The sequence below is a fragment of the Desulfovibrio ferrophilus genome, from assembly GCF_003966735.1.
GTDB lineage: Bacteria > Desulfobacterota > Desulfovibrionia > Desulfovibrionales > Desulfovibrionaceae > Desulfovibrio_Q > Desulfovibrio_Q ferrophilus.
Map to the genome: position 1 here is coordinate 3,185,563 of NZ_AP017378.1, position 16,356 is coordinate 3,201,918.

The window sequence follows — 16,356 nt, forward strand, 5'->3', positions numbered from 1 at the left end:
AATGTAACAGCTTGTATTCGATGATGATCGAATAAATCGATAAGATCTCTGTGCTGTGATACGTTTTACGGTTGGTTTCACCTCGTTATTTTATCTAGCCAATATAATGGAATATTTAGAAAGAATAAGAGTCAAGGGGCGATAAAATGTAAAAAAGTTATGGATGCTCGTCCAACCCGCTGGAAGCATGAGGTTTCTGCATACATACTACAAAAAAAGGCCGACCCGGATTTCCGGATCGGCCCTGAGATGCAATGATGGAGCGTTGCTTACTTCGCGTACCCAACGGCTCGGCGTTCGCGGATGCAGGTCACGCGAATCTGTCCGGGGTAGGTCATGTTCTCCTCGATCTTCTGCGAGATATCCTTGCACAGGATATGGGTCTGGTCATCGTCCACTCGCTCTGAATCTACCATGACTCGAATCTCTCGTCCTGCCTGGATAGCGTATGCCTTGGCAACGCCTTCGAAACCGGTGGCAATACCTTCCAGTTCCTCCAGACGCTTGACGTAGTTCTCCAGGAGTTCCTTGCGCGCACCGGGGCGGGCGCCGGAGAGGCTGTCCGCCGCCTGGACGAGAACGGCCAGGATGGTGGTGGGAGGTTGGTCCTCGTGGTGAGCGGCAATGGCGTGGATCATATCCTTGCCTTCACCGTACTTTTTGGCGAGGTCAGCACCGATCAGAGCGTGAGGGCCTTCGATCTCGTGGTCAACGGCCTTGCCGATGTCGTGCAGAAGTCCCGCACGCTTGGCTTTTTTCTGGTCGAGGCCCAACTCGGCGGCCATGATACCGCACAGCGAGGACACTTCCAGGGAATGTTGCAGCACGTTCTGCGAGAAGCTGGTGCGGTACTGGAGTTGGCCCAGCAGGCGGATGATATCCGGGTGAATGCCATGAACACCAGCATCAAAGGTGGCCTGTTCGCCGATCTCCCTGAGCTTGACGTCCATTTCCTGCTCGACCTTCTTGACCACGTCCTCAATGCGAGCGGGGTGGATGCGCCCGTCGCTGATCAAACGCTCGAGGGCCATTTTGGCAATCTGGCGCCGCAGCGGTGAAAATGCCGAAAGGACGACGGTCTCGGGGGTGTCATCAATGATCAGGTCGACACCGGTAGCGGCTTCCAGGGCGCGGATGTTGCGACCCTCGCGGCCAATGATGCGGCCCTTCATGTCTTCACTGGGCAGGGTCACGGCAGCGACGGTGTTCTCGGCAACGAAGTCGCCGGAGTAGCGTTGCACCGCAGAAGCCAGAACTTCTTTGGCCTTGCGGTCCGCAGTTTCCTTGGCTTCCATCTCGATCTGCCGGATCATTTTTGCAGACTCGTGACGGGTCTGGGATTCGACTTCCGTAAGCAGGCGCTGTTTGGCCTCCTCGGCAGTCAGTCCCGAAATTTCTTCGAGCTTGTGGTTTTGTTCAGCGGTCATCTGGTCAAGTTGCTCTTCCTTCTCGGTCAAGCTGCGCTCGTGCCGGGACAGACGCTTTTCCAAGGCCACCAGCTCAGAATCCTTCTGGTTGAGCTTGTCGGTCTTGGTCTCCAGCCGCTCTTCTTTTTCCTGGACCTTGGCTTCGCGTTTTTTAACGTCCTTGTCGCGGTCCTTGTATTCGTCCTGAACTTCCTTTTTCAGGACGAGAATCTCGTCCTGAGCCTGAAGCATGTATTCCTTGCGTTCAGCTTGAGCGTCCTTCCTGGCTTCTTCGAGAATTCTGTCTGCCAGGTCCTTGGCTCCTTCTACACGTTTGGATGAAATGTAATTGTGTAAGACATATCCGCCTCCGGCTCCTGCTGCCGCTCCCACTAAGGCGGTGATGATGTATTCTACGCTCATGGCGCACTCCCTTTATGAACTACGGGCTGCCGCATGCCCGATATGTTGGCGGCGGGCTCCTACGCGAAGAGCGCGCCTGCGGCGTTTCCATAAAACGGAAGCGGGGGTGCAATGAAACTGCTGCCCGTATGATCCGGGCTGTTGGGACACCGTCCGGCTCTGGGCGGCGTAGGCATGACTAAGGCGGCGTTTGAGATGTACGGTCGCTATTTCGATGTACGGTTGTTATTCTTGAACTATATAAATCGATCCCCGGGAGGCCGTGTTGTCCGGCCATCTTGAACCTTGCTGTTGCAAGGTGGGCGCCGCTGTGCCTGCCGTCAGGCTCCCCGCTTGCGCGGGTCTGCACACGGGCCGGCCTAAAAGCAGCTCCCGATTGGTGAATGTTGGCTCAACGATTACCAAACAATCACAAACGCCCCAGGGAGATATGTCAAACGCCAGTCGTCAGCGCTTCGGCCTGGTCAATCTTTGCATCCAGGTTGGCCAGTCTTTCCATCAGATCAGCCAGCTCTTCCTTATTTTGCAAAAGATCATCTGCGAGGCCTAGAGCCAGAAATGTCAGCAGTTTCTCCTTGCTTAACCGTCTTCCGTGTTGCGTCAATTCTTTGTAGCGGTCTTCCAGGAGCTCTTTGGCTGCCTGGACCCGCTCATGGTCGGCCTGTGCCTTGAAAGATACCTCAAGATCCAGGACAGAGAGGGTGTAGCTTGGCATCGACCCCTCTCCAGCTAGATTGTCTCATCCTGCAAACGTTGCAGTAGTCCGTCGATCCTGCCGAGGACCTCGTCTTTAGCGCCTCGCTCACGGTCGAGCTCTTCGCGCAGTCGAGCATTTTCGGCCTTCAGGTCGGACTGTCCGCGTTCGTTTTCATCCCTCAAACGACGGTTGTCGTCTTCAAGAGACCTGATCTTCAGAAGCATGGACTCGATTTTGGTTTCTAATCTGCTCAGAATTTCCATAAACGAAAATTATCCTGTTCGAACTACGAAATCAAGAGATGTTATTTCTTGGGCCAGGGAAGACTTTTCTGCTTGGAACGGGTGATGGCCAGAGTTTCGGGTTCGACGTTTTTGGTGATTACGCTGCCGGCACCAACCACGGCTCCCTTGCCTATGGTTACAGGTGCTACAAGCGCGGTATTACTACCAATAAAAGCTTTTTCACCGATGACTGTGCGGTGCTTGTTCACTCCATCATAGTTGCAGGTGATGGTCCCTGCACCGATGTTTGCCCCGGCACCGACCTCGGCATCTCCCAGGTAAGTCAGGTGGCTTGCCTTGGCCCCCTGATGCAGAATGGCCTTTTTCATTTCAACAAAATTACCAACCCTGGCCTGATCTTCGACCACGGCCTGAGGTCTCAAGCGTGCGTATGGCCCGATCTGGCAGTCCCGGTCGACTCGGGCTTCTTCAAGGTGCGAGAATGGTTTTATGATGCTGCCGGTACCAATGTGTGAATCCTTGATCCAGACATTGGGGCCGATGCTGGCACCAGCGGCCACACTGCAGTCTCCAATCAACTCGCAGGGGCCAGCCAGTTCACAGCCTGGCTCAAGTATGACCTTGGGGCCGATGATGGCCTGTGCGGGCTGGCGGATGATCACGCCATTGTTCAGATGGGCGTTGACAATCCGCTGACGGAGCAGGTCTTCGGCTGCAACCAGTTCGGCGGGGCTGTTGACTCCCAGTAGTGACAGGTCCTGCCCGCCGCGTACGGCACGGACTTTGAGGCCGCGTTCGACTCCCAGGGCAATCAGATCCGTAATATAAAATTCGCCACTGGCGTTGTCGTCGGACAAGAGTTCCAGCAGAGGCTTGATGGCTGACATGCGCAAGGCATAGATGCCAGCATTGATTTCGCCGTTTTCAGGTCCATGCAGGATTTCGTCGTAGTCTTTGGCTTCAATGATGGCAGCAACGGAATCATCAGCGTTTCTGACCACGCGCCCGTATGCACCTGCGTCATTCAGGCTGACGGTCAGGAAAGCGAGGTCAGCCTGATCGGCACGAAAGGTGTCGACCAGTGCGATCAGGCTGGCTGTTGAAATCAGGGGGGTGTCACCATTGACCACGAGAACGGTCTCCGGGGCCCTTTCTTCAAGCTGTTTCCATGCCGTTTGCAGGGCATGGCCCGTGCCGAGTTGGCGTGTCTGGAGGATGAATCCTGATTCCCGCTGCGGAAAGGTGTTCTTAACCTGTTCGGAACCATGGCCGATCACGGTCAGCAAGGTCTCAGGGGGGATAGCGTCCAGTGCGTCATAGACATAGCCGAGCATGGACACATCCAGCAGGGTGTGAAGTACCTTGGGTTTTTCGGAGCGCATGCGCGTTCCCTTTCCCGCGGCCAGGACAAGTGCAGCCAGCCCTTTTCCGTCAAATGCAGTCGCCATGGAATCTACTCGCAGCTTGGGTTGGCCGTGGCGGGACGTATCGATCCTGCTCACGGCATGGACTCACCGGGAATTACATCGGTGTATGGTCACTTGTCCAGTGCGGAACAAGCCCTTGCAAACCGAAAGAGGCGGGCCGCAAAAAGCGACCCGCCTCTCAGGGGCAGTAGCGATAGCCTGCGGCTTAGTTGCTGCAGGTGCCGGCCGCCTGGGCGCGGTCACGGCAGGAGATGCGTGCCAGGGAGCGGGCCAAAGCGGCCTGCATGCGAGCACTCTCCATGTTTTCTTGTTGCTGGGCCATCCGTTGCTCGGCACGTTCACGGGCCTTGCGGGCTCGATCAGCGTCGATCTCGGTAGCCATCTCGGCGACTTCAGCCATGATGGTCACCTTGTTATCGGAGACCTCGGCGAATCCACCGGCGACGAAGACGTAGAACGTCTTACCGCCGTCCTTATAGTACAGGTTCCCGACCTGTAAGGCCGTCAGGAACGGGATATGGTTGGGCAGAATACCAAATTCGCCCTCGTATCCCGGAGCTCCGACGTACTCCACCTCTTCGCTCAGAACGAGGCGATCGGGAGTCACGATTTCAAGTTGCAGCGTAGCCATGTGGGCCTCCTAGGGCTTAAGCTTCGGCTTGACGCTTCTTGGCCTTCTCGATGGCCATGTCGATTCCGCCGACCATGTAGAAGTCGTTCTCAGCCAGGTCATCGTACTTGCCTTCAAGAATCTCGGAGAAGGCTTTGATGGTGTCCTGCAGGCTTACGTATTCGCCGGGGGTACCGGTGAATACTTCGGCCACGTGGAAGGGCTGAGACAGGAAGCGCTGGATGCGACGAGCACGGTGCACGGTGAGTTTGTCCTCATCAGACAGCTCGTCCATACCCAGGATAGCGATGATGTCCTGGAGGTCCTTGTACTTCTGCAGCATCATCTGGACCTGACGCGCGGTGGCGTAGTGCACCTCACCAAGGACGTTGGGGTCCAGGATGCGGGAGGTGGAGTCCAGCGGGTCAACTGCAGGGTAGATGCCCAGCTCGGCGATCTGACGGGACAGAACGAGAGTTCCGTCAAGGTGCGAGAAGGTGGTAGCCGGCGCGGGGTCAGTCAAGTCGTCAGCAGGGACGTAAACGGCCTGGACGGAAGTGATGGAACCCTTGGTTGTGGAGGTAATACGCTCCTGCAGGCCACCAAGGTCGGTGCCCAGAGTCGGCTGGTAACCAACTGCGGAGGGCATACGGCCGAGCAGTGCGGAGACCTCGGAACCGGCCTGGGTGAAACGGAAGATGTTGTCAACGAACAACAGCACGTCCTGGCCTTCTTCGTCACGGAAGTACTCCGCACAAGTCAGGGCAGTCAGGGCAACGCGAGCACGGGCTCCCGGAGGTTCGTTCATCTGGCCGTAAATCAACGCGGCTTTCTCGAGAACGCCGGCGTCTTTCATTTCGTGGTAAAGGTCGTTGCCCTCACGAGTACGCTCACCAACACCTGCGAACACGGAGATACCACCGTGCTGCTTGGCGATGTTGTTGATCATCTCCATCAGGATAACGGTCTTGCCGACACCGGCGCCGCCGAACAGGCCCATCTTACCGCCCTTGGGGAAGGGGATGAGCAGGTCAACGACCTTGATGCCGGTTTCGAGCAGCTCAATCTTGGTGGAGAGCTCGGTGAACTCAGGAGCAGGCCGGTGAATGGGCATGCTCTTCTCGGCGCCGATGGGGCCAAGTTCGTCCACGGGGCGACCCACAACGTTCATGATGCGGCCCAGGGAGGCTGCACCAACGGGAACGGTGATGGGAGCGCCGGTGTTGATGACTTCCATGCCGCGGACGAGACCTTCGGTGGCGTCCATGGCGATGCAACGGCAGATGTTGTCACCCAAGTGCTGGGCAACCTCAACGACCAGATCAGGAGCATCGGTGTTGTTTGGGTTATTAATATTACATGCGGTCAGAATGTTCGGAAGCTGACCGGCCGGGAACTCGACGTCCAAAACGGCGCCGATGACCTGAACGATTTTTCCATTGTTACTCATTGCTATCTACCCCTTCCTTATCCTTTCAGCGCTTCTGCGCCGCCGACAATGTCCATGAGTTCGCCAGTGATGGCGGTCTGACGGGTCTTATTGTAGAGCAGCGTCAGCGATTCAACCATATCATCACAAGCCCGGGTCGCGTTATCCATGGCAGCCATCCGTGCCGCGTGCTCAGACGCGGAAGTGGAGAGCATGCCGCGATACATCTGGACCTTGATGAAGCGGGGCAGCAGCTCAGCGAGCAGGCCCTCAACATCAGGCTCATAGATGTATTCAGCTCCGCTGTCGGCTCCTTCAACTTCCGTGGAAGCGTCGGAGGACATGGGCAGCAGAGTCATGGAAACGGCTTCCTGCTTGGCAACACTGATGAATTCACCGAAGATCAGGGTTACTTCATCGAGGTCACCGGCCAGGTACGCATTGATGACGTCCATGCCGATCTCATTGGCCAGCGAGAAGTCAAAGGCACCCATGGCATCATTCTTTCCAATGATGATTTCCATGTCCGTCTTCTTGAAGACGGCGTTGCCCTTTTTGCCGATGCAGTAGAATTTGACTTCTTTGCCTTCGGCCTGTTTCTCGGTGGCGATTTTGTTGGCCAGCTTGATCATGTTCGAGTTGAAGCTGCCGCACAGTCCACGGTCGGAAGTGACCAGAACGATGGCGGAAGTCTTAATCTCGTCACGAACTTCGAGCAGGGGATGAGCTCCCCCGTCCGCGCGGCCAGCCAGATCGCCAAGCATCTCATAAAACTTGTCAGCGTAGGGCTTGAATCTTTCGATTTTACCCTGAGCGCTCCGAAGTTTTGCCGAGGCCACCATATTCATGGCCTTGGTGATCTGCTTGGTCTTCTTGACGCCGTGTATTTTCAGTTCAACATCCTTCAGCGAAGGCATTGCATTTCCTCCCTCGCGTTAGGTTAGGCCTGGAAGGTTTTTTTGAACTCTTCGATGGCGGCCTTCAAGCGACCTTCGACGTCGTCGTCGATGACCTGCTTTTCCTTGATGTCGTTCAGGACGTCAGCCTTGGAGTTGTGCATGAACTCGAAGAACTCGGCCTCAAAGCGGGCGATGTTCTCCACAGCTACATCATCCATGAAACCGCGGGTAGCGGCGTACATGGAAGCAACCTGATCCTGAACCGACTGCGGCTTGTACTGGGGCTGCTTGAGCAGTTCCACCAGACGAGCGCCGCGATCCAGCTTGGCTTTGGTTCCCTTGTCCAGGTCGGAGCCGAACTGCGCGAAGGCGGCCAACTCACGATACTGGGCCATGTCCAGACGCATGGTACCGGCAACCTGCTTCATCGCCTTGATCTGGGCCGCGCCACCAACTCGGGAGACGGACAGACCGACGTTGATTGCGGGACGCACACCAGCGTTGAACAGGTTGGGCTCGAGGTACACCTGACCGTCGGTGATGGAGATAACGTTGGTCGGGATGTACGCGGACACGTCACCGGCCTGGGTCTCGATGATGGGCAGTGCGGTCAGAGAACCGGCACCCAAGGAATCGTTGACCTTGGCGGAACGCTCCAGCAAGCGGGAGTGGAGGTAGAAAACGTCGCCAGGGAAGGCCTCACGTCCCGGAGGACGACGAAGAAGCAGGGACATCTGGCGGTAGGCAGTAGCCTGCTTGGAGAGATCATCGTAAATGATCAGAGCATGCTTGCCGTTGTCGCGGTAGAACTCACCGATGGTGGCGCCGGTGTAAGCAGCAATGAACTGCAGGGGCGCGGGCTCGGAAGCGGTAGCGGAGATGATGGTGGTGTACTCCATCGCGCCGTGCTTCTTCAGAACGTCGGCAACCAGGGCAACAGAAGCTTTCTTCTGGCCGATGGCGACGTAGATGCAGTGCACATCGGAGTCTTTCTGAGCCAGGATGGCGTCCAGGCAGACAGCGGTCTTACCGGTCTGACGGTCACCAATGATCAGCTCGCGCTGGCCACGACCGATGGGGGTCATGGCGTCAATGGCCTTCAGGCCAGTGTACATGGATTCATGTACCGACTTACGGGCAATGATGCCCGGGGCCTTCAACTCGACCGGACGCAGGTCCTTGGAGTCAATGGGGCCCAAACCGTCGATAGGCTGGCCAAGAGGGTTAATGACACGGCCCTGAACGGCGTCGCCGACGGGCACGGAGAAGATCTTGCCGGTACGTTTGACCGGGTCGCCTTCCTTGATGCCGGTGTCATCGCCCAACAGGGCCACACCGACGTTGTCCTCTTCGAGGTTGAGGGCCATGCCCATCAGGCCGCCAGGAAATTCCAGCAGCTCCATGGCCATGACGTTCTCGACGCCGTGGACACGGGCAATACCGTCACCAACGTAGAGTACGGTGCCGGTCTCGGACATCTCAACCTTGGACTCGTAATTTTGAATCGAATCCTCAATGATCTTACTGATTTCTTCAGCTTTGATCTGCATCGCCTACTCACCCCTTTTGATCTGTTCTTTCATCGCGTTCAGCTGTGCCTTGAGACTCGCGTCCAAGATCTTGTCCCCAACCTTGAGCACAACGCCACCCAGGATATTGGCATCGGCCGAGAAATCAAGAATCAGCTCCTTGCCGAGCTGATCAGCAAGCTGTTTCTTCACTTCAATTTGCTTGGCGTCTTCAAGCTCGATGGCTGTGACAAGTTCACCGCGAACGATGCCCTTGGCTTCATCAAGCAAAACGCCATAATACGCTTCGATTTCCGGCAGGGCGGACAAACGGTCCTTATCTGCCAGAAGGAAGCAAAAGTTCTTAACAATCGTGGAGGGATTCGTCTGGGAGAGAATCTTTTCCACAATGGCCTTTTTCTCCTCGCGGGTGAAGATGGGGTTGCGGAACAACTTCAGCAGTTCCGGAGACTCCATCAGCACTGCGACGAGGGCGGCCAAATCTTTGCCGTACGCCTGCATTTCGGCGTCACCCGTACCCTGTCCTAAGGAGAACAGTGCGCGGGCGTATCTGCGTGCAACGATATTAGCCGTCAATTGAGCACCACCTTGGTTAAGTAATCGTTGACCAGCTTGTTATGCTCGTCGGCAGACAGCTTGCCTGCCAGAGCCTTTTCAGCTGCTTCGATGACCAACTCGGCGACTTCGGCGCGGATTTCCTTCAGAGCGGCATTACGCTCATTGGCAGCGGTCATCAGAGCCTGTTCCTTGATCTTCTCAGCGGAGATCTGGGCATTCTCGATGATGGACGCCTTGAGGGTCTCACCCTGCCTGGCAAACTCGGCAAGAATCTCTTCCCGCTCGGCTTCGATGTTGGCGATGCTCTTTTCGACATCAGCCAACTTGCCAGCGGCAGTCTGCTTGCGGTCTTCGAGTTCAGTGAGCTGGGTCTCGATGTTCTTGCGGCGGCCACCAAACGTGTTGGCAATGGCCTTGCCACCGAATTTCCAGATAAGCGCGATGAAGATGACGAAGTTGATCACTCGAAAGAGTGTCGTCATCATCGATTCGTGCAGTACTCCACCTTCCGAGGCCAAAGCCACGGTGGCGGTAGCAAGCACGAACAGCATCGCGGGTAAAAGTCGTTTCAAGACTGTCAACGCGAAACCCTCCTTGTCCAACCGGTTCAGTTCCTAAAATATGGCAAGGCGAAATCGCTGTGTTGCGGATTTCGCCTTGGACTCAATAACTTAGCCAAGCACCTTGTCGGCAGCTTTGCCGGCCAGCGCATCAACCTGACCCTTCAGGCCGTCCATGGCGGTGCGGACTTCGCCTGCAACGGTCTCGCGCTCTGCCTTCAGGGTGGCGCTTGCCTGTTCGCCTGCGGCGGACAGGATGCCCTTTTCCTGGGCAGTGCCTTCGTCCTTCAGGCCATTGCGCTTCTCGGTCCCGGCAATGCGGGCCTCATCAAGCTGCTTCTGATAGTTCTTCAGCTTGCCCTCGGCGGAGTTCGTGAAATTTTCTGCCTCATCAACCATCGCGGACATGGCATCGTTGCGTCTGCTGATGATGTCGCGAATAGGGCGGATAAGGAGGAAGTTCAGAACCACCAGAGTGATGATGAAGTTCAAGAACTGGATAAAGAACGTGCTGTCAAGATCGATCATACTCGCCCTCTCGGAGGTTGTGAATTATTGAGCAAAGTCACACGGGCTTTAGCGGATTTAGGCACCCCTGTCAAAGGGTTTTTGCCTGGAGAGTGTCCGTCTAAAGCCCCGTACAACAAGGCTAAATGAAAGGAAAAACCTTATTTCCCGATGGTTGTTACACCAGTTGAAACACCGAGCTTGTTCTTTGTTGAACTATCAGCCTGAGGTGCGCTTGAAACGCCCGGAGAGGGGGCGCCAGGGGCCTTTGCGGCAGGCTTGGGGCTGCTCTTCGTTCCCATGGTGATCTGCCCTTCCAGGACCGCGCCTTCCTCGATGACCAGCGAGGGGGTATTCAGGCTGCCAACGATGTTGGCGGTCTTGTGCAGAACAATTTTTTCCTTGGCCAGGACTTCGCCATGCAGCTTGCCGCTGATGATGAGTTGGCCGACGCTGACGGTGCCTTCAACATTGGCTTCCTTGCCTACGACAAGTGTGCCCTTGGAGGTCACTTCGCCTTTGAAGTTGCCGTCAATGCGAACCGAGCCCTGAAAGTCGAGCTTGCCCTGGTAGGTGGTTCCGGTACCGAGAAATGCATTTATCTCGTCACGTGCCATTTGATTAACTCCTTAGCTGTTCACGGAGACTCTTGGGGCCTCAGAGGGTCGCCCTGAGCCCGTTGGTTCCGGTCTTGGCTGTGTCAGGACCGTTTGAATACGAAACGGCGCATGGAGACGTTCATCACGACTCCGATGAGACAGAGGTTCACGACCATGGCGCTTCCTCCGTAACTAATGAAGGGCAACGGGATGCCCACCACCGGCATCAGTCCGAGGACCATGCCCATATTAATGAGGACCTGCCAGAAAAAATAGAAGAAGACCCCGGCCGCCAGAAAGCTTCCGAAACGGTCCTTGGCCTCTTGGGCTGTGAGAAAAATTTGATACAGAAAGAGGCAGAAAAGTGAAAGCAAAATTATGCAACCGGCAAAGCCCCATTCCTCGCCAAACACGGCAACGGCAAAGTCCGTGTGCTTCTCGGGGAGGAACCTGAGCTGGGATTGGGTGCCTGCCAGAAAGCCCTTGCCCCACATGCGACCCGAGCCGATGGCAATCTGTGATTGCAGGATGTGGTAACCGCTGCCAAGAGGGTCGCTACCGGGGTTCAGGAAGGTCAGGATGCGCTGCTTCTGATAGTCATGCAAAAAGAACCAGGACAAGGGCAACAGCAGTGGTACAGTAATGAACAGGGTCTTGAGGACCTGGGATTGCAAACCGCGATACAGGATCAGTCCGCCCAGCAGCATCAGCACCGAGAGCCCCGATCCGAGGTCTGGCTGGAGGATGATCAACCCGGCCGGGATGCAGCCCACCAGTGTGACTCCGATCAGCCCGATCCAATCCAGTGGGCGCTGGCCCTTGGACAACAGCTTGGCGCCGATGAGCAGCATGCTGATCTTGGCGGCTTCACTGGGTTGGAAGTTGAAGAACCCCAGATCCAGCCAGCGACGTGCACCGTAGATGGTCTTACCAAACAACGGGACGCAGATGAGCAGGCCCACGGAAAGCCAGAACAGGGGCCAGGCCAGTGTCTTCAGATGGCGGTAGTCCAGGAAGATGCAGACGAGCATGCCACCCATGCCGATCAGGCCCCAGGCCAATTGCTTCTGATAGTAGGGGTTGACGGCAACACCGCTTTCAAGGCGGAAGCCACTTGCGGAATAGAGGTTCAAAACTCCCATCCCGAAAATTAACAACGTCAGGCCCAGCAGGGCCCAGTTGATGTGCAGCAGTACCCGGCGATCGATGAAGCTCATTGCATCTTCTCCGAGAAGAGATAGTCGTAGATGGATTTGAGTACCGGACCGGCAGCCGAGCCACCATGTCCGCCGTGCTCCACCATGCAGATGGCGACGTAGGATTTGCCGTCCTTTTCACCAAAGGAGGCCAGCCAGGCGTGATCGCGCTCCCTGTAGTCCATTTCCTCGGTCTTGCGGCGTTCGTCGCCTTCCTTGAGCTTCAAGCGGACCACCTGTGCCGTACCAGTCTTGCCGCCCATGCGTACGCCTTTGCGTTTCAGGCGGCGTGCCGTGCCGCTCTGGACGGTTTCGACCATGGCGTCCACGATCATGGTGCGATTCAGCTCACTCATGGGGAGCTGCCCCTGGACTTCGGGCTCGGCATCGGCCAGAAGCAGGGGCCGGTACAGGGTGCCTCCATTGATCAGGGCGCTGATGAACCGGGCGACCTGGATGGGGGTGACCAGATTGAAACCCTGGCCGATGGCCATGTTCAGGTTGTCGCCGCCGACCCATGGTTCGCCAAAGCGCTTGCGCTTCCATTCGGGGGTAGGCACCAGTCCGGTTTTTTCGTGCGGAAGTGAGATGTTCGTTTTTTGTCCGAATCCGCAGTCTTTGGCAAAAGTACTCATCTTTTCCACTCCGAGCCTGTCGCCCGCAGCATAAAAATAGACATCACAGGAGTTGACCTGAGCCTTCTGGTAGTCGACCCGGCCATGTCCATGCTTTTTCCAGCAGCGGAAGACTCTGCGTCCCAGCTTGATCTGTCCACCGCAGTAGACGGTTTCCTTGGGGCTGAAGCCGTCCTCAAGCAAGGCGCCGCCCACCACAAGTTTGTAGATGGAGCCGGGAGGAAACATGCTCTGGATAACGCGGTTCTGCAACGGATGCATGGGGTCGTCACGCAGCTTGCTCCATTGCTTCTGGGAGAGGCCGGTCACGAACATATTGGCGTCGTAGGAAGGCTGGCTGACAAAGGCCAATACCTTTCCTGTGGTTGGTTCCATGACGACGATGGCGCCTGCCTGCCCTTCCAACTGTCTTGCCGCATGGGTTTGCAAACCCAGATCGATAGCCAGATTGATGTGCTCTCCGGCCAGGGGTTCGCGCAGGATTTTTTGTTTCAGGCGACGTCCCGTGGCATCCACTTCCACCTGCCTGAGTCCCTTGGCTCCACGCAGGCGGCTTTCCAGGACAAGTTCCAGACCGCCCTTGCCCACGTTGTCACCCAGTGCCAGGCCGGAATCCTTGGACAGTTCAACTTCGTTGGCATCGGCCACGTAGCCCAGCACATGGGCCAGCAGATCCCGTTGTTTGTAGTAGCGTTTGGGTCTGACCACGATTTCCAATCCTGGCCAGAACAGGGCGTTGGCCTCGATGACGGCCACCTGCTCGAAGGGCAATTCAGGGACGAGAATCATGGGTTCGAAGGGCTTCACCAGGCGTTTGTACTTGTGGAATTTCTCGCGAAGTGCCTCGCGATCGACCCCGGTCCATTCGGTCACCTTGTCCAAGGTGGTCGAGATATCCTTGCAGTCCTCGCGGACCAGGCCAAGGGCGTAAGCCGGCTCATTGACGGCCACAAGCTTGCCGATGCGGTCACGCACAAGCCCCCGGGGGGCAAACATGGCTTCCTGGCGTAACTGGTTGTCTCGGGCCTTGGTTTCGAATTCTTCGCCGCGATAGATCTGAAGATACCAGAAGCGCAGGGCAAAGATGCAGAACAGCACCCAAATCAATGCCTGAAGCAGCAGCAGGCCCGACTTCGGGGGGGCCTGTCCCTCTGGCTCATAATGGGCCGACATCGGGTACCATGCGCTTGTAGACGTTGTAGGTAATGGCCCAGGCCAAGGGGAAGATCACGGCCTGATGGACGCCCTCCAGCAGGAGTTGGGCTCTGTTGACTTCCAGAACCTGGAGGTTGGTCATGATCTGGGTGAGCAGGAAGTGCCAGCTCCCCATGAAGATGCCGATGATGAAGACGAAGATCAGGTTGCGCGACTCGAACAGCCAGCGTCCAACCACAAAGATCAATACGAGCCCGCTGTACCACAACAGCAGGTTTCCGAAGGGCAGATTGCCCATGCCTTCCTGCAGGATGATCCAGGCCAGGGTCAGCCAGACGAATTGGGTGATGCGCCGTTGCTGCAGGCAGACCACCAAAGCGGGGGCAAAGAAGTCCACGCCTGGCAAAAGACGCTGTGCCCAGACGCCAATGACCGTAAAGATCAACCAAAAGACCACGGGATGCATGGTGGCCTCCTAAGAGCCCGGCGCGGCGGCGGGGGAGCCACTCACGTTCGGGGCCTGTGCGGGCTGGGTCTGCAGTAGCAGGATTTCTTCCAGGTCTCGCAAGTTGACCAGAGGCTCGGCTCGGACGGTGAGGAACAGGGAGATTTCGGAACGTTCGACGGAGGTCACCCGGGCGATGGGCAAGCCTTTGGGGTAAATCTCTGCCAGCCCAGAGGTGAGCAGGATTTCCCCTTCGTCGATGGGGGCATTCAGAGGCACGTAATAGACGTCCAGAGAGTTGTCGGCCCCGCCGCCAGTGAGAATGCCCGTGCTGCGGTGTTTCATGCCGAGCACGGGAATTTTGCTGTTATGGTCTGTGAGCAGCAGGACGCTGGATGCAGTCAAGCCGCTACGCAGAACACGTCCGACTACGCCGTGGGGGGTGATGACCGGTGTGTTGATATCCACATCGGCCAAGGTGCCCTTGTCGATGACCACGGTGCCCAGGGCCGCGTTGGGCCCCATGCGCTGGGCGATGACCCGCGCCCCTGACGAGGTCCAGCCCATGGGTGGCCGGAATCCAAGAAGCTTGCGCAGTCGGAATGCTTCGGTTACCTGCTCGTGTTTGGCTGTCAGTTCCATGGTTAGCTGATCCAGCCGCTCGCGCAGTAGGTCGTTCTCCTGGCGCAGGTCAACGAGGTAAAGGTAGCGCTTCCAGGTGGTGGTGGCCTGATCGGCAATCCAGCGGCCAGGTTTGATGACCCAGCCCACAAACTCCAGTCCGGTACGACTCGCCAAACCGTCGAGAACGCCCGTGCGGGCGTTCCACGTGTAGAGGCTCAAATACAAAGAAAGAGCGAGAAGGAAGGCGACGACAACGCCCTTTGTTGAGCCCAGGCTAATCGATCGTGACCTCCTTCAGGACGTCCAGGTTGTCGAGTGCCTTGCCGGAACCCAGCACAACGGTGGAGAGCGGGTCGTCCACAACGGTGATGGGAAGGCCGGTTTCCTCGCGCAACAACTGGTCGAGCCCTTTCAGGAGTCCGCCGCCGCCCGTAAGTACGATGCCACGGTCCACGATGTCCGCCGCCAATTCGGGCGGAGTCTGCTCCAGGGCAATGCGGCAGGCCTGAACGATGGAATCCACCTGTTCAGAAATGGCCTTGCGCACTTCCTCGGAAGTGATAGTGATGTTCTGCGGAATGCCCGAGACCAGATCCCGGCCTTTGACTGCCATCTCTGTTTCATCATCGGTGGGGTAGGCGCTTCCACACTTGATCTTGATGGTTTCAGCCGTGGATTCACCGATCAGCATGTTGTACTTGCGTTTGACGTGCTGCATGATGGCTTCATCCATCTTGTCGCCACCTACTCGTACGGACTTGGCATAGACAACGCCCGACAGGGAGATGACGGCCACTTCCGTGGTTCCACCGCCGATGTCCACAACCATGTTGGAGGTGGGTTCGGTGATGGGCAGGTTGGCACCGATGGCTGCGGCCATGGGCTCCTCGATCAGGTACACTTCACGGGCTCCGGCGCTTTCGGCGCTTTCCTTGACCGCGCGTTTCTCCACCTGGGTAATGCCCGTGGGCACGCAGATGATGATCCGCGGACGCACGAGGCGCCGGGAATTGTGTACTTTGCGAATGAAATAGCTGAGCATCTCCTGGGTGATGTCGAAATCGGCGATCACCCCGTCCTTCATGGGACGGATGGCCACGATGTTGGCAGGCGTACGCCCCAACATCAGCTTGGCCTCGTTGCCTACTGCCAGAACCTTACGGCCGCCTTTATTGTCCTGTTTCACGGCGACGACGCTGGGCTCGCTGAGTACGATCCCCTGGCCTTTGACGTAGACGCAGGTGTTGGCAGTACCGAGGTCGATAGCGAGGTCATTGGAGAAGAAGCCAAGTACTGTATCCAAAATTCTGGACATATGCTCTCTCTTGGGTCAACTCATTGATGGGTCAGATGGGTGCGGATTGTCACTGTTTCCACTCGTTCTGTCAATTCGCTAAGTGATACCCGACACA

The 16,356-nt window shown here is 56.9% G+C and carries 17 protein-coding genes and 1 other RNA gene; all 18 read right to left on the reverse strand.

All coding sequences use genetic code 11. The features are described 5' to 3' along the window. Positions 1–269: 269 nt before the first annotated feature. Positions 270–1,829 carry a ribonuclease Y gene (gene rny, locus EL361_RS14570; protein ID WP_126380682.1) on the reverse strand — a complete coding sequence of 520 codons (1,560 nt, stop codon included), beginning with the start codon at positions 1,827–1,829 and terminating at the stop codon, positions 270–272. A gap of 245 nt (positions 1,830–2,074) precedes the next feature. Next, positions 2,075–2,259: non-coding RNA, 6S RNA (gene ssrS / locus EL361_RS14575), on the reverse strand. Between the two features lie 3 nt (positions 2,260–2,262). Further along, positions 2,263–2,544, reverse strand: a complete 282-nt coding sequence (gene zapA / locus EL361_RS14580) for a cell division protein ZapA (RefSeq protein ID WP_126380683.1) — start codon at positions 2,542–2,544, stop codon at positions 2,263–2,265. A 14-nt stretch (positions 2,545–2,558) separates the two neighbouring features. Beyond that, a complete protein-coding gene (gene zapB, locus EL361_RS14585) occupies positions 2,559–2,789 on the reverse strand; it encodes a cell division protein ZapB (RefSeq protein ID WP_126380684.1) in 231 nt (76 codons plus the stop codon). A gap of 41 nt (positions 2,790–2,830) precedes the next feature. Continuing rightward, positions 2,831–4,219: a bifunctional UDP-N-acetylglucosamine diphosphorylase/glucosamine-1-phosphate N-acetyltransferase GlmU gene (gene glmU, locus EL361_RS14590; RefSeq protein ID WP_126381514.1), complete on the reverse strand. Its 1,389-nt coding sequence runs from the start codon at positions 4,217–4,219 to the stop codon at positions 2,831–2,833. Positions 4,220–4,403: 184 nt separating this feature from the next. After that, a complete protein-coding gene (locus EL361_RS14595) occupies positions 4,404–4,829 on the reverse strand; it encodes a F0F1 ATP synthase subunit epsilon (RefSeq protein ID WP_126380685.1) in 426 nt (141 codons plus the stop codon). 16 nt (positions 4,830–4,845) lie between these two features. Next, positions 4,846–6,258 carry a F0F1 ATP synthase subunit beta gene (gene atpD / locus EL361_RS14600; RefSeq protein ID WP_126380686.1) on the reverse strand — a complete coding sequence of 471 codons (1,413 nt, stop codon included), beginning with the start codon at positions 6,256–6,258 and terminating at the stop codon, positions 4,846–4,848. Between the two features lie 17 nt (positions 6,259–6,275). Next, positions 6,276–7,154, reverse strand: a complete 879-nt coding sequence (locus EL361_RS14605; RefSeq protein WP_126380687.1) for a F0F1 ATP synthase subunit gamma — start codon at positions 7,152–7,154, stop codon at positions 6,276–6,278. 23 nt (positions 7,155–7,177) lie between these two features. Beyond that, complete coding sequence (gene atpA / locus EL361_RS14610) at positions 7,178–8,686, reverse strand: F0F1 ATP synthase subunit alpha (protein WP_126380688.1); 1,509 nt, start codon at positions 8,684–8,686, stop codon at positions 7,178–7,180. Positions 8,687–8,689: 3 nt separating this feature from the next. Further along, entirely contained in the window at positions 8,690–9,241 is a 552-nt protein-coding gene (gene atpH, locus EL361_RS14615; RefSeq protein ID WP_126380689.1) for an ATP synthase F1 subunit delta, read from the reverse strand. Beyond that, complete coding sequence (gene atpF / locus EL361_RS14620; RefSeq protein WP_232034800.1) at positions 9,238–9,804, reverse strand: F0F1 ATP synthase subunit B; 567 nt, start codon at positions 9,802–9,804, stop codon at positions 9,238–9,240. The genes atpH and atpF overlap by 4 nt, the downstream gene beginning before the upstream one ends. Before the next feature lie 90 nt (positions 9,805–9,894). Next, positions 9,895–10,311, reverse strand: coding sequence for an ATP synthase F0 subunit B (locus EL361_RS14625; protein WP_126380690.1), 417 nt, complete (start codon positions 10,309–10,311; stop codon positions 9,895–9,897). A gap of 140 nt (positions 10,312–10,451) precedes the next feature. Next, on the reverse strand, positions 10,452–10,907 hold the full coding sequence (locus EL361_RS14630) for a bactofilin family protein (RefSeq protein ID WP_126380691.1): 456 nt from the start codon (positions 10,905–10,907) through the stop codon (positions 10,452–10,454). 83 nt (positions 10,908–10,990) lie between these two features. Then, the gene (gene rodA / locus EL361_RS14635) at positions 10,991–12,106 is read right to left on the reverse strand and encodes a rod shape-determining protein RodA (protein WP_126380692.1); all 1,116 of its coding nucleotides are present in this window, start codon (positions 12,104–12,106) and stop codon (positions 10,991–10,993) included. Continuing rightward, entirely contained in the window at positions 12,103–13,893 is a 1,791-nt protein-coding gene (gene mrdA, locus EL361_RS14640; protein WP_126380693.1) for a penicillin-binding protein 2, read from the reverse strand. Before mrdA ends, rodA begins: the two co-directional genes overlap by 4 nt. Next, a complete protein-coding gene (locus EL361_RS14645) occupies positions 13,877–14,341 on the reverse strand; it encodes a hypothetical protein (protein WP_126380694.1) in 465 nt (154 codons plus the stop codon). The genes mrdA and EL361_RS14645 overlap by 17 nt, the downstream gene beginning before the upstream one ends. Before the next feature lie 9 nt (positions 14,342–14,350). Further along, a complete protein-coding gene (gene mreC / locus EL361_RS14650; RefSeq protein WP_232034801.1) occupies positions 14,351–15,118 on the reverse strand; it encodes a rod shape-determining protein MreC in 768 nt (255 codons plus the stop codon). A gap of 100 nt (positions 15,119–15,218) precedes the next feature. Continuing rightward, positions 15,219–16,259, reverse strand: a complete 1,041-nt coding sequence (locus tag EL361_RS14655) for a rod shape-determining protein (RefSeq protein WP_126380696.1) — start codon at positions 16,257–16,259, stop codon at positions 15,219–15,221. Positions 16,260–16,356 lie beyond the last annotated feature (97 nt).